Below are 13,173 nucleotides of genomic sequence, written 5' to 3'. Positions count from 1 at the left end.
AAACTGCCCTCTAATCATGTTGTCCATTAAAATATTCCATCCATTTTCCCTGAACCTTCATAACTTGTTCAATTACATCACGTGCAGCACCTTTTCCGCCTTTTACATGCGAAATATAGCGTGAAATATTCTTTATTTCAGGACTCGCATCTTGTGGGCAAGTTGGTAATCCTACTAACTTCATTACATGAAAATCAGGAATATCATCTCCCATATATAGAACCTGCTCAGGCAGAATGTTATAAGTATCAGTGTATTCCTTAAAGGTTTTAACTTTATCAGGAGTTCCCAGATGAATATCTTTAATTCCTAAATTGTGTAAGCGAACACGAACGCCTTCGTTGCTTCCGCCAGAAATAATGCAAACATGATAACCACTTTCAACAGCTGCTTTCATCGCATAACCGTCACGAATATTCATCGTGCGAAGTATTTCTCCTTCACTGGTTACAAAAACCGAACTGTCTGTAAGTACGCCATCAACATCAAAAACAAAGGTTGTGATGTCGTTCATTATTTCTTTATAACTTTTTGCCATTATTCTGTATAGATTGTGTTAGTATTTTATAAATATTCTTTTGATTTTCGTTCGTCAAATACTCCAAATGCGTTTGTATTGTTGTAAAATCATTACGTTTTGCCGGTCCGGTTTGCGCATCAATTGCATCAAGCGAATTGATTTTATTAGCTGTTTCCTGAATCAAAGGTTTTAGAATCTCAAACGGAACCTGATGTTCTTCGCAAATTTCCTGACCTATTTGATACATATGGTTTGTAAAATTATTGACAAAAACAGCGGCAACATGCAACGCTTTTCTCTGATCAGAATTAATAGGGAAAATAGCTGTAGAAACACTTTTGGCTACGGATTCTAAAACGCGGAAATCAAAAGTATTTTCAGCTTCTAAGCAAAGCGGAACTGTCGCAAAATCAATTTCTTTATTTTTAGAGAATGTCTGAAGTGGATAAAAAACGCCTTTTCTGTTTTTTGAGTCCAATATATCAAGCGAAGCCGCACCGGAAGTATGAACAACGATTCGGTTTTGAAAAGGCAATTGGCTCGAAACATCGGCAATAGCCTTATCAGAAACGGCTATAATGTATAGGTCAGCTTCTTTTAATTCTTCAAAATCATTTGTAATTTTATCAAATTCAATTAAAGAAGACAGCGTTTCCTTTTTTCTGGAATATACCTGTACAATTTCTACAAGTTCACTTTTTGAGAAAGCTTTTATCAAATGCTGGGCAACATTGCCGGAACCAATTATCGTTATTTGAATCATATCGCAAAATTAGCATTATTTTTTCTAAAGGAAATAGTCAAAATAAAGTTTAGCCACAGATTGCAAACATTAAAGTGATTTTAAACCGATATTATTTTGTTAATGATATTCAAACGCCGTTACGAACAGAAAAATTTTATCTCATATTGACTTCAAAAGATATGCAACAGCTTAGTTATCAGAAAAAATGACTTTCATCACCGTAATCCGTAGTAAGATTTTTAATATATAAGCATAAATGTCATTGTCGATTTATAAAATTAAGGGTACGTTTTTAAGAATTCAATTTAATTAAATAGCCTTTTTTTAGTTTTTATTAACAAACTTCAAATATTGGAACTCAACATTTTTAAGTACTTTTGTGCCACTTTTATACAATGTAATTCCTCGAAAATGGATAAAAAAATATTCTCTTTTTTGTTTTCTACAAGATTAATGTCTGTTCTTTTTTTAACATTTGCTATCGCAATGGGTATTGGTACTTTTATCGAAAGCAAATACAATACAGACACAGCTCGAATTCTAATTTATAATACATGGTGGTTTGAAGCAATAATGGTCTTTTTTATGATCAACTTCTTCGGAAATATCAAACGTTACCAATTGCATAAAATAGAAAAATGGGCAACACTTATACTTCATATTGCCTTTATTTTTATCCTTTTAGGAGCTTTTATTACTCGTTATATCAGTTATGAAGGAATGATGCCAATTCGTGAAGGGGCTGCCGAAAATCAGATTTATTCAGATAAAACATTCTTAACTGTTTTTGCAGACGGGGAATATAAAGGCGAAATGAAACGCAGGTCTTTTGATAAAGCATTATTGTTTTCGCCAGTAACCAATAACGATTTTACACTTTCAGGTAAATTTGACGAAACTCCTTTTGAAGTAACTTATGTTAAGTACATCATGGGAGCCAAAGAAACTATAAAACCATCTGCAAACGGAACTTTATACCTTAAATTGGTAGAAGCCGGAGCGGGAGGACGTGAAGAGCATTTCCTGAAAGAAGGAGAAGTTCAAAACATTCACAATGTATTATTTGCCTTAAACAAACCTACCGAAGGTGCAATTAATATTAACACAACAGGTGAAAAATATACCATTCAAACCCCTTTTGAAGGAGAGTTTATGCGAATGGCAGATAAACTAAAAGGAACTGTAACAAAAGATAATGTACAGCCACTTATGATGCGTTCCTTATATAGTATAGGTGATATTCGTATCGTATTTCCGGATCCTGCTGTAAGAGGAGTTGTTGATTATGAATCAGATAATGATTTTAAAGCTAAATCTCATCACGATGCTTTAGTTGTAAAAGTTAAAGCAGACGGTCAGGAAAAAGAAGTTCGTCTTCTAGGTTCTAAAGGTAGTGTAGGAGAACCTCAAACCGTAAAAATTGGTAAAATCGAATACAGCTTATTCTACGGAAGTAAGGCTTATATCTTACCTTTTAAAGTAAAATTAAACGATTTTATCGCTACAAAATATCCAGGAACAGAAAAAAGTTATTCTGCTTTTGAAAGTAAAGTAACCGTTCAGGATTCTACAGAAACATTTGATGCCAGAATTTTTATGAACAACGTTTTAGATTATAAAGGATACAGATTTTTTCAATCGTCATTTGATCCGGATGAAAAAGGAACTGTATTATCTGTAAACCACGATTTCTGGGGAACATCAATTACATATTTAGGATATTTTATGTTGTTCTTTGGTTTAATGGCAATTATGTTTACCAAACATTCTCGTTTTGCCGATTTAAAACGCAAATTAGACGGTGTTAAAAAGAAAAAAGAGAAACTAATTACCATTTTGGTTTTAATGATTAGTATGAGTGGTTTTGCTCAGGCTCCGCACGTTCACACACCTGGAGAAACTCATAATCACAATCATACAGCAGATCCTAACGATCACGCGAATCACGTAACAGCAGCACCAAGTAAGAAACAAATAGATTCGTTATTGACGATTTATAAAGCACCGGAAGCACATGCTGCCAAATTTGGTCGTTTGATTATTCAGGATGCCGGTGGTAGAATGAAACCTATTAATACTTTCTCATCAGAATTATTGAGAAAAGTAAGTCAGAGCGATACATATAACGGAATGAATTCTGATCAGGTTTTCTTATCCATGACACAATACGCTCAGGTTTGGATTCAGGTTCCGCTTATTTATTTAAATACAAAAGATGATAGTATTCGTAAAATCATTGGCGTAGACAGAAAAGAAAAACTGGTACCGTTTGTAAAATTCTTTGATGAAAACGGAAATTATAAATTATCTCCTTATTTAGATGCAGCTTACAAAGCGGGGAATCCAAATAGCTTTGAAAAAGATTTTATCGAGACTGATAAAAAAGTAAATTTAATGGAGTCTGCTTTAAGCGGAAGTATTTTAAGAATTTTTCCAATTCCAAATGATCCGGGCAATAAATGGATTTCTTACTTAGAATTACAAAATGCAGGTTTAAAAGGAATGGATTCTACCTATGTAAAGCAAATTTTACCAATGTATTTTAGTGCTTTGAATAATGGCTCGATTTCAAAAGATTTTACAACCGCAGATCATTTGGTCGAAAGTATAAATGGTTTCCAGAAAAAATTTGGAAGCAAAGTTCGTCCAAGCGATAGAAAAATAGATCTTGAGATTGCCTACAATACTTATAACATTTTACCAAAAATGTTTTATTGGTATTCACTTGCCGGAATCTTCATGTTGATTTTTACACTTTTCAGTATCTTCTTTGATAAAAAATGGCTTCGCATTACCGTAAATGGTTTCCATGTATTAATAGGAGTCATATTTGCATTTCATACAGTTGCATTAATTGCAAGATGGTACATTTCTGGTCACGCACCATGGAGTAACGCTTATGAAGCAATTGTTTATGTAGCATGGGCAACAATGTTCTTTGGACTTGCTTTTGATAAAAAATCAAAACTTACCGTTGCATCTGCAGCATTCGTAACAGCAATGATTTTCATGGCAGCAAATGCAAACTGGATCGATCCGGAAATTGCAAACCTGCAACCGGTTCTTAACTCTTATTGGTTAATGATTCACGTAGCAGTAATTGTAGCAAGTTATGGTCCTTTTGCATTAGGAATGATTCTTGGTTTTGTTGCATTGATTTTAATCTTCTTTACCAACGAAAAGAACAAGGCAAAAATGGATTTGAACATCAAAGAAATCACCTATATCAACGAAATGGCCTTAACAATTGGTCTGATTATGTTAACAATTGGTAACTTCCTTGGAGGACAATGGGCAAACGAAAGTTGGGGACGTTACTGGGGATGGGATCCAAAAGAAACCTGGGCTCTGATCTCAATCATGGTTTATGCGTTTGTAATTCACGCACGTTTTGTTCCTTCATTAAGAGGAAAATGGTTCTTTAATTTAATGAGTATGTACGCGTTTATATCTATTTTGTTTACTTATTACGGAGTAAACTTTCACTTGGTAGGTTTACACTCATATGCAAGCGGAGACGCACATTCATTAAGCTGGACCTGGTATTCATTAGGTACGATTTCAGTAATTGGAGCTATTACATACCCTAAATACTGCAAGTATTATAAAAGCAAGAAAAAATAATTAAATAAGGAGTTTTATTAATTCACAAAAAAAGGTTCAACCGCAAAGTTGAACCTTTTTTTATGCAATATTGTAAGTTGATCAAAAGAATTGGGAGCTATTTCCTGCACCCGAGCCTGAAAGAGCGAATTGGCGAAGCAATCCGTTACAATCTTTTACTTTTTAAAGAAAAAAGTAAAAGGATTTCCACTTCTATCAGGGCTAGGACATTCGTTTTCATGATATAAATACAAAACCCACAGTCGAAACCGTGGGTTATAATTAAATAGGATAAAACGTTTAAAAAAAATTACCAACTCAGTCCCGAAACCTCGGAATATTTCCTCAGTACCTTTCAAAAAAAATATTTTTTTCGAAACCAAAAAGCAACATTTACCAAAGCAATCAAAGCCGGAACTTCAACCAGAGGACCAATAACACCTGTAAAAGCCTGTCCGCTATTAATGCCAAAAACGCCAATTGAAACTGCAATTGCTAATTCAAAATTATTTCCCGTAGCGGTAAAAGCAATCGAAGTACTTTTAGAATAATCAGCGCCAAAATATTTTCCGGTAAAAAAACTAATTACAAACATTAACCCAAAATAAATCGCTAACGGAATCGCTATTCGAATCACATCCATCGGAATCTGAACGATTAATTCTCCCTTTAAACTAAACATTAATGCAATCGTAAACAATAACGCTAACAAAGTAATAGGGGAGATGAACGGAATGTATTTGTGTTGAAACCATTCTTCGCCTTTCAGTTCTATCAAACCATATCGTGTTATAATTCCTAACGCAAACGGAATTCCCAAGTAAATACCAACACTTTCAGCAATCTGAATCATACTAATATTAACCGTAAAACCTGAATATCCAAAATATGGAGGCAAAACGGTGATAAAAATATAAGCATAAACGCTGTAAAGTAAAACCTGAAAAATGCTGTTCAACGCAATAAGTCCGGCTGCATATTCACGATTTCCGCCAGCAAGATCATTCCAGACTACAACCATAGCAATACAACGTGCCAAACCTATCAAGATCAAACCTATCATATATTCAGGATAGTCTTTTAAGAACAAAAGAGCTAAAGCAAACATTAAAAGAGGACCAACAATCCAATTTAAAAAAAGAGAAGCACCTAATATTTTGATATTTTTAAAAACTTCTCCCATTTTTTCATACTTCACTTTTGCTAATGGCGGATACATCATCAAAATCAAACCAATAGCAAGCGGAATATTAGTGGTTCCGCTTGAAAACGAATTGATAAAATTTCCGCTTGACGGAAAAAAATACCCCACAGAAACACCAATAAGCATAGCAAGAAAAATCCAAATAGTCAAAAAACGGTCCAGAAAACCTAATTTCTTTTTCTCTACAACAGGATAACAATGATTTAGAGACATTTTATTTTTTTATTTGAGAGAAAACATAAAACATTTCAGCAGCAATTTGTAGACTTCTTTCCTGATATTTCTCGGTTTGTTCAGAAGTGCCATCAAAAGCTTTGGGATCATCATAAGTTATTGCAATTCTTTTTTCGGCTCCTGCTATAAAAGGACATCCTCCGTCAGCTTGCGAACAAGTCATAATAGCTGCAAATTCACTTTTGGGATTAAAATCAGCATCATATGTTTTAGAAAAAACAATAATTGGTGTTTCGTTTTCAGAGAATTTAATTGCATATATAGGATTATCTCCTTCAGATAATTTCTGAATCTCAAAACCGGATTCTAAAAGTACTTCAGCAACTTTTGGGAATAATGCTGTAGCTTCAGTTCCGCCAGAATAGCAAGAGACATTTTTTATCTTATAATAATAAGCTGCCGTTTGCGCCCAAACCTGAGCCAAATGACTTCGTCTGGAATTGTGCGTACAAATTAAGTTCAATCTAATTTCTTGCTCTTGATTAAATTTTAATTGGATAAAATCAATAAGAGGTTGTAGTGTCTTTTTACGATCATTAGAAATCGCATTAAAATCAAAAGATTCAAATAAAGATTGAATTTTTGGATATAAAGCATTTTGATTCGACATTATTATAATCTTTTAAGTTTTAGCAGCAACCTCCGCCAGGAGTACAAGAATTGGCTTCATCAGTATTTAATTGTGTCAGCTTTAGTTTTGGTTTCTCAGATGGAATTCCGCATTGATCCTGTGCTAAACAAGCCGTAGTTTTATTGAGTAATAAAAAATCTTTTCCGTTAAAACTCAAGTCATATTTACCAATTGTAGTATTTTGATATTCTACTTCGATTTCAAAATCCTCTATTTCTAAAACTTTTTCAGAAAGCTCTATAATATGAATTAATTTTTGAGGTTTTAAGCGATGCTCATAATCATTTGCATCCCAAAGCTGAAAGTTTACGACAGTTTCCTTGCGAACCACTCCGCCACAATCGATAAAGTTTTTGGTAATCAGACCAACTTCTGTAACATGAAAATATTCCGGAACAAAGTTTCCGTCTGGTAACTGAAAATTTACTGCTTCTACCGTAGTAAGTATTTTTTTAATTTCTGAAAGTTTCATAATAATTCAATTTAATAGTTAACAACATTCGTTTTTTCTTTTTTCTAAATGAAGGTCAATTTGCGTAAAAAAACTTTTGATTTTCTCAAAGCCAACTTCGTTGATGCAATAACAAATAGCATTTCCTTCGATGCTTCCTTTTATAAGTCCGGCGTTTTTAAGTTCTTTAAGATGCTGAGAAACCGTAGGCTGCGAAAGTGGCAACTCGTTTACGATATCACCGCAAATACAAGCGTTTACCTTTAGTAAATATTCTATAATAGCAATCCTTGCCGGATGCCCTAATGCTTTTGTTAAAATGGCCAACTCATTTTGACTATCTGTAAAATGATCTGATTTTGTAGCTCCCATCGTTTTATTTTTATATTGCAATATTACGATATAGATATTTATAAAAAAAGAAAATAATGAACTATTTTCTTTTTAGGCTTTGTTTATGAAAGTATTAGCTTTTATATATTATTTAAATTACTATTCTTCTTTACAAATCCTTCCGGATACATAATAGCTAATAGAACAATAATCAATAAAAAATTATATTCCATGCCATTTCTTCCTCCGCCAACAACGAACCAGCCTTCCTGAAAATGCACCAATATTATGCCCATAATCAAGACAAAAATGGTTACAAATCCTGCGAGTTTAATATATTTATTCAAAATCAAAAGTACGGCAGCTACAACATGTGATAATTTTATTGACCAAGCCAGAATTACACCAAAAGGAGCAAAGCCAATCTGGTTGAGATATAAATTACCAAAATCATTAATACCGTTGTTAAACATTCCTAAAACAGAATGTGTGAGAAGAATTACAGCAACCGAAAGCCGCAAAAGTAAAGTTGAATTCATGGTTTAATTTGGTTTGGTTTATAGATAGTTATGCGAATTAAAAATAATAAAAAAACGCATATTAAATAAATTAATATGCGTTTTGAATTTTTAAGCTATGTAAGTTTTTAAACTTTTCCTAAAGTGTATAATTGTTCCATTGTAGGCGTTAAACTTCCTCCGGCAGGTTCAAGAGTGATTCCAAAAGCTTCTGCTGAATCTGTTTGACTTACAGCAAATATTTTTTGGTTATTTCCTTCAAAATTATCCAATAATCCAATACTTGTTGGCGTAAGAACCGGGCTTAATTTTAAAGACCAAACCTGATAAACCATTCCTTTTGGAGGTGTTGGTAAACCTGCTGCATCAATATAAGTTGTTTTTGTGTCTTTGTTCCAATAAACTTTAGCAAATGATTTAGGAGAAACTGCCTGACCACCAAGTGTTACACCAGTATTTTTAATATCCCTTACAATAGTTAAGTTTTTCTCCGTTTGTTTATTTTGCTGGTCTAAGTAAGCATAATCTCTTTGGATTTTGTTTTTCTCAGTGCCAACAGTAGCAATAGCATCTTTTGTTTTTGTAAGTTCCAGGGTTTGATATCCAAAACCTAAAAGCAATAGTACTGCTGCAGCCCATCCTACATATTGAGACCAGTTTGAGGCTGGTTTCATGTCGACTACTTTGCCGTGTTTCAATTCTAAACGGGCTTTTATCTTTTCGAAATTAGCTACAGAATGAAAAGGGGAGAAGCTTGATGATAAAGCTACAATAGCTTTTTCTATCGAAATGATTTCCTGCTCAACCTCCGGATTCTTTTTAGCTAATTCTGCTATTTCCAGATTTTCAGTTTCGGTTAATAAACCATAAACATACAATTCCAGAATTCCTGATTCTATATATTCTTGTGCTTCCATTATATTTTTAAATAATTACGTAAATCGTTAATACAGTTTCTGTTTTGTGTTTTGATAGTTCCCAACGGAATTGCTAATTCTTCTGAAGCTTCTTGTTGGGTATATCCTTTAAAAAATAATAAATCTATAATCTCAATACATTTTGGTTTCAGTTTTTTGACGAATTCCTGAATCCCAATAGTATCAATTCGATTAGTCAATTTATTGCTGTCGTCTAACAGATTTACGAAATTATCTGAAGAAAGGTTTTTTTGGCTGTTATTAAAATTCTTTGATCTCAGCTTGTCAATCGATGTATTCCTAGCTATATTAAGGATCCAGGTATAAAAACGACCTTTTCCTTCATTATAAGAATCGATATTTTTCCAGATTTTGACAAAAACTTCCTGCAAAACATCTTCGGCTTCTTCGCGATTTTTTATTAAAACATTGATGACAGAAAATAAACTTTTAGAGTACATATCATACAAATGGGTAAAAGCTCTTTCGTCTTTCTTGTAAATTAAAACTAACAACTCATCTTGACTCATAGATTGGATTTTTAAAGCTTAAACAAAATTTCAGTATACATTTTTATACCTTGAGATAAAGATAATTTATTTTTTTGTGAAAAACATAAATTTTTTAGTAGCCTTAAACCTAGTAAAACAAGGGATTAGAGAAAAATATTACTTTTTTTTCATTTTTTTAAATCCAAAAATAATCCAATTACGTAAATGCTATTATAACATCAAATGATAATTCTGACAATAGCAGAACGAAAGAAAACAGCTTCAAATTTATAAATGCCAAGTTGTATAAAATGGAGTTTACGAATTTGAATTATTATTGATGACAGAACAAAACGTAAAGTAAATCGCAGTATATAAAAGCTAAGAATATGAATTACATCTATACTTTAAAAATATTAATTGTGGGGCTAACGGCCATTTTAGCATTAACAAATTTTAGTAAAAGTGATTTTTGTTATAGTTTGTGTATAACAAAAAATCAGATTTAATATAGTATTTCATGGTTGATGTCCCCGGACTTCCAAACCGAAAATTTAAATAAGAATTTAAAATATTAGATTCATCTCATTATAAAGGATTAGTAAATTTTATAATATAAACGCCAGTAAACAGTATTAAAGACAAAAGATATTTAGATTTTAAATATAATTTTCACAATAACCGGGGCATCAATTATAAAGTAAAAAAATATAAAAGCATAACAATTAATTCATGGTTTGATTTGTTTGTATGGGGGGAAGCCTAGCGTCTGATTAACGCTAGGCTTCAATTTTTTATTTAACTTATGTTTAATAAAAATAATGCAGACAAAAGATTTACTGAAAACAGATTTTAACTAATTTTATAAAAAATTAAACAATGAAAAAAATAGTATTTATAGCTTGTAGTGTTGTCTTTTTATTAGGTACACAAATTCAGGCTCAAACAAGTAAAAATAAATTGTCTAAAACAGATAAAGCCATGGCAAAAGAAAACATTTACCAATTTAAAGTTCAGGACTTATCAGGAGATACTTTTGATTTTTCTTCTCTAAAAGGTAAAAAAGTTATGATTGTAAATACCGCTTCAAAATGCGGATTAACGCCTCAGTACAAAGATCTTGAAGCGATTTACAAAGAATATAAAGACAAAGGTTTTGTAATTGTAGGTTTTCCTGCTAACAATTTTGCTTCTCAGGAACCTGGAACAAACAAAGAAATCGAAACATTTTGCCAACAAAATTACGGTGTAACTTTTCCAATGATGGACAAAGTTTCTGTAAAAGGTGATGATATGTGCGAAGTTTACAAATTCCTGACGCAAAAATCTAAAAACGGATTACAGGATTCTGAAGTTGAATGGAACTTTCAGAAATACCTAATCAACGAAAAAGGAGAATTGGTAAAAGTAATCAAACCAAGAACATTGCCTACAGATCCTGAGGTAATCAACTGGATAAAAAGTTAAGCAATACTATCTAAACCAAAAAATCCACAAATTTGAATCAATTTCAAGTTTGTGGATTTTTTTATGCCGTCTGATTTGTCAAATGACAAAGAAGTAGCATCCAGCTTTGTGAACTTAAACTTTTACTCTTTCTTCAAGAACTCTGCGTAATTCTTTGTGCACTTTGCGGTAAAAAAACATTGCTGTAAAAACATTGCTGTAAAAACGTTCCAGTAAATAAACATTGCAGTAAAAAAAGAAAAAAACCACGTTAATCAGCGTTTTCTCGTTAGCGAATCCGTTTCATCCGCGTGCCATTACTTCAAAATCAACTGCATAAAAACCAAATCAAGCCAGTGATCAAATTTATAACCAACCTCACGAATTGTTCCGGTTAATACAAATCCAAATCGCTCATGAAAAGCAATACTTCCTGCATTATCCGCATCAATAGCGCCAATCATAACATGATAACCTTGTTCTTTTGCAAGGCGAATTAATTCAAGTAATAGTTTAGATCCAACACCTTTACCTATTATATTATCAACAACATAAACAGAATGTTCGACCGTATATTGATAGCCAATTTTCTCACGAAATTGCCCGTAACTTCCAAAACCTACAACTTCGCCTTCTAATTCAGCAACAATAATAGGCAGATTTTTAGCGGTTTTATCTTCGAACCATTTTGTTTGAATATCAATAGTTTGAATATCATAATTATAATTTGCAGTTGTATGCAATATAGAATGATTTACAATTTCAAGAATTTTCTCTAGATCGTTGGTTTTGGCTGGTCTTAATATTACGTCCATGGTAATTTTGTGGTAAGTTATTTTTTTTATTTTTTATTGAGTTCAGCTAATAAATCATCTACATCTTTGGTGCTCCACGTCATTTCAGTACAAATAACTTTGGCATCCTTAGCATATTTTAAGGCTGATTTTTTATCCTTTATCTTATTATAAAGTCTCGCTATAAGTAAATTTCCGTCATAAGAATCATTTAATTCTAAAGAATGCTTTACCCAAGAAATAGATTTTTTCAGACTTTCAGTATCTGTAATATGTTTTAAATAAGTCTGTCCAATATCCTTAAGGAAACTTGCATCATTCCAAACTAATTTTTCTGTGTTTTCAAGCGTTACTTTTTTGTAGAAATCCCATTTTTCGGTTCTTTCCGCCAGAGTCAGATCAAATTTAAAAACAAGAGAATCTGTCTTTTGTAATCGGATAGATTTTGCAATTTCCCTTTGTTTATAGTAGTTTATCGTATCCAGATTATCAACATATGGGCGAAGTAATTCATTAACAATACTTTCAATTTTGCGATCAACACGATTTTGCGAAGCCACAGCAGCAAAATCTTTTTGATGACTTAAAACATATTGAAACTCTCTCGATTTAATATCGGTTACACCATTTGCAATAACACGCCAATTTAGTTCACTAACCAATTGTGCATCAGATTGAGTATTTAGATAAATATGCGTTGGAATCGATAAATCGGTTCTGTCTTTTCCTTTCTTTAAAGTATTCAGATAAGTAAAAAATGTGGTTGAATTACTTGGGTCTGCAAGAAATTGTTTCTCTAAATAAGGCAATTGCATTTTAGGATTCAACGCATAATTCGCTTCGGTCATAAAATCAGCCTTTTTAGATTCTCCTTTCAAAGCATATAAAAGAGTTTCGGTATTTGGATCAATAAATAAAAAAGCAGGCAGGGATTTAGTTCCGTATTTATCCTTAAGAGCAATTCCTTCTTCTTTTTCTATATTTTTCCAGCTGCAAGTATAATTTTTCTTCAAAAAATCGATTACTGCAGGATCGCTAAAAACTTCTTTTTTCATTTGGTTACAATGCGGACACCAATCTGCATAAAGCATTACAAAAAGTGGTTTGCCTTCTTTTTTTGCATTTTCCAGAGCAGTTTTATAAGGAGTATCATCAGGAACGAATTGATTCTGAGAATGTATGGTTTGCAACGAAAAGCAAAGAAATAATAGGCAGAAGAAACGCATAAAGAGTTTATTTTTATTAAAAAATCTGTTTTACAAATATATTCCCTTTTTCTATAAACA

At 32.4% G+C, this 13,173-nt stretch carries 13 protein-coding genes; 2 read left to right on the top strand and 11 right to left on the bottom strand.

From position 1 onward, the window contains the following. Window positions 1–10: 10 nt before the first annotated feature. Window positions 11–538 (bottom strand): KdsC family phosphatase, encoded by a 528-nt coding sequence (locus ASF10_RS20810; RefSeq protein ID WP_056253631.1) that lies wholly within the window; start codon window positions 536–538, stop codon window positions 11–13. Then, the gene (locus tag ASF10_RS20805) at window positions 522–1,283 is read right to left on the bottom strand and encodes a Rossmann-like and DUF2520 domain-containing protein (RefSeq protein ID WP_056253629.1); all 762 of its coding nucleotides are present in this window, start codon (window positions 1,281–1,283) and stop codon (window positions 522–524) included. The genes ASF10_RS20810 and ASF10_RS20805 overlap by 17 nt, the downstream gene beginning before the upstream one ends. Before the next feature lie 393 nt (window positions 1,284–1,676). Here ASF10_RS20805 and ccsA point away from each other — a divergent pair, with 393 nt between their 5' ends. Then, window positions 1,677–4,889, top strand: a complete 3,213-nt coding sequence (gene ccsA, locus ASF10_RS20800; protein ID WP_056253626.1) for a cytochrome c biogenesis protein CcsA — start codon at window positions 1,677–1,679, stop codon at window positions 4,887–4,889. Window positions 4,890–5,223: 334 nt separating this feature from the next. On the opposite strand, the gene arsB is transcribed toward ccsA, so the two are convergent. The 7 genes from arsB to ASF10_RS20765 all read right to left on the bottom strand — a co-directional run bounded on the left by arsB (window position 5,224) and on the right by ASF10_RS20765 (window position 9,686). Beyond that, window positions 5,224–6,285: an ACR3 family arsenite efflux transporter gene (arsB, locus tag ASF10_RS20795; RefSeq protein WP_056253623.1), complete on the bottom strand. Its 1,062-nt coding sequence runs from the start codon at window positions 6,283–6,285 to the stop codon at window positions 5,224–5,226. Between the two features lies 1 nt (window position 6,286). Then, entirely contained in the window at window positions 6,287–6,916 is a 630-nt protein-coding gene (locus ASF10_RS20790; RefSeq protein ID WP_056253621.1) for a low molecular weight phosphatase family protein, read from the bottom strand. Window positions 6,917–6,935: 19 nt separating this feature from the next. After that, window positions 6,936–7,409 carry a DUF6428 family protein gene (locus ASF10_RS20785; protein WP_056253619.1) on the bottom strand — a complete coding sequence of 158 codons (474 nt, stop codon included), beginning with the start codon at window positions 7,407–7,409 and terminating at the stop codon, window positions 6,936–6,938. A gap of 18 nt (window positions 7,410–7,427) precedes the next feature. Beyond that, window positions 7,428–7,760, bottom strand: coding sequence for an ArsR/SmtB family transcription factor (locus ASF10_RS20780; RefSeq protein ID WP_056253616.1), 333 nt, complete (start codon window positions 7,758–7,760; stop codon window positions 7,428–7,430). A 101-nt stretch (window positions 7,761–7,861) separates the two neighbouring features. Further along, window positions 7,862–8,260 (bottom strand): DoxX family protein, encoded by a 399-nt coding sequence (locus ASF10_RS20775; RefSeq protein ID WP_056253613.1) that lies wholly within the window; start codon window positions 8,258–8,260, stop codon window positions 7,862–7,864. A 107-nt stretch (window positions 8,261–8,367) separates the two neighbouring features. Further along, entirely contained in the window at window positions 8,368–9,156 is a 789-nt protein-coding gene (locus ASF10_RS20770; RefSeq protein WP_056253610.1) for an anti-sigma factor domain-containing protein, read from the bottom strand. Continuing rightward, entirely contained in the window at window positions 9,156–9,686 is a 531-nt protein-coding gene (locus ASF10_RS20765; protein ID WP_055092081.1) for an RNA polymerase sigma factor, read from the bottom strand. Before ASF10_RS20765 ends, ASF10_RS20770 begins: the two co-directional genes overlap by 1 nt. A gap of 840 nt (window positions 9,687–10,526) precedes the next feature. Between ASF10_RS20765 and ASF10_RS20760 the strand changes: the two genes are divergently transcribed. Next, window positions 10,527–11,114 (top strand): glutathione peroxidase, encoded by a 588-nt coding sequence (locus ASF10_RS20760; RefSeq protein ID WP_056253607.1) that lies wholly within the window; start codon window positions 10,527–10,529, stop codon window positions 11,112–11,114. A 296-nt stretch (window positions 11,115–11,410) separates the two neighbouring features. Here ASF10_RS20760 and ASF10_RS20755 read toward each other — a convergent pair whose 3' ends face one another. Both ASF10_RS20755 and ASF10_RS20750 read right to left on the bottom strand, forming a co-directional pair. Then, window positions 11,411–11,908, bottom strand: a complete 498-nt coding sequence (locus tag ASF10_RS20755; protein ID WP_056253604.1) for a GNAT family N-acetyltransferase — start codon at window positions 11,906–11,908, stop codon at window positions 11,411–11,413. A gap of 26 nt (window positions 11,909–11,934) precedes the next feature. Beyond that, window positions 11,935–13,113, bottom strand: a complete 1,179-nt coding sequence (locus ASF10_RS20750) for a thioredoxin family protein (RefSeq protein WP_056253601.1) — start codon at window positions 13,111–13,113, stop codon at window positions 11,935–11,937. Between the last annotated feature and the right edge of the window lie 60 nt (window positions 13,114–13,173).

The organism is Flavobacterium sp. Leaf82 (genome assembly GCF_001422725.1).
Classification (GTDB): Bacteria; Bacteroidota; Bacteroidia; order Flavobacteriales; family Flavobacteriaceae; genus Flavobacterium.
This window is presented reverse-complemented; position numbering and strand designations above follow the sequence as displayed.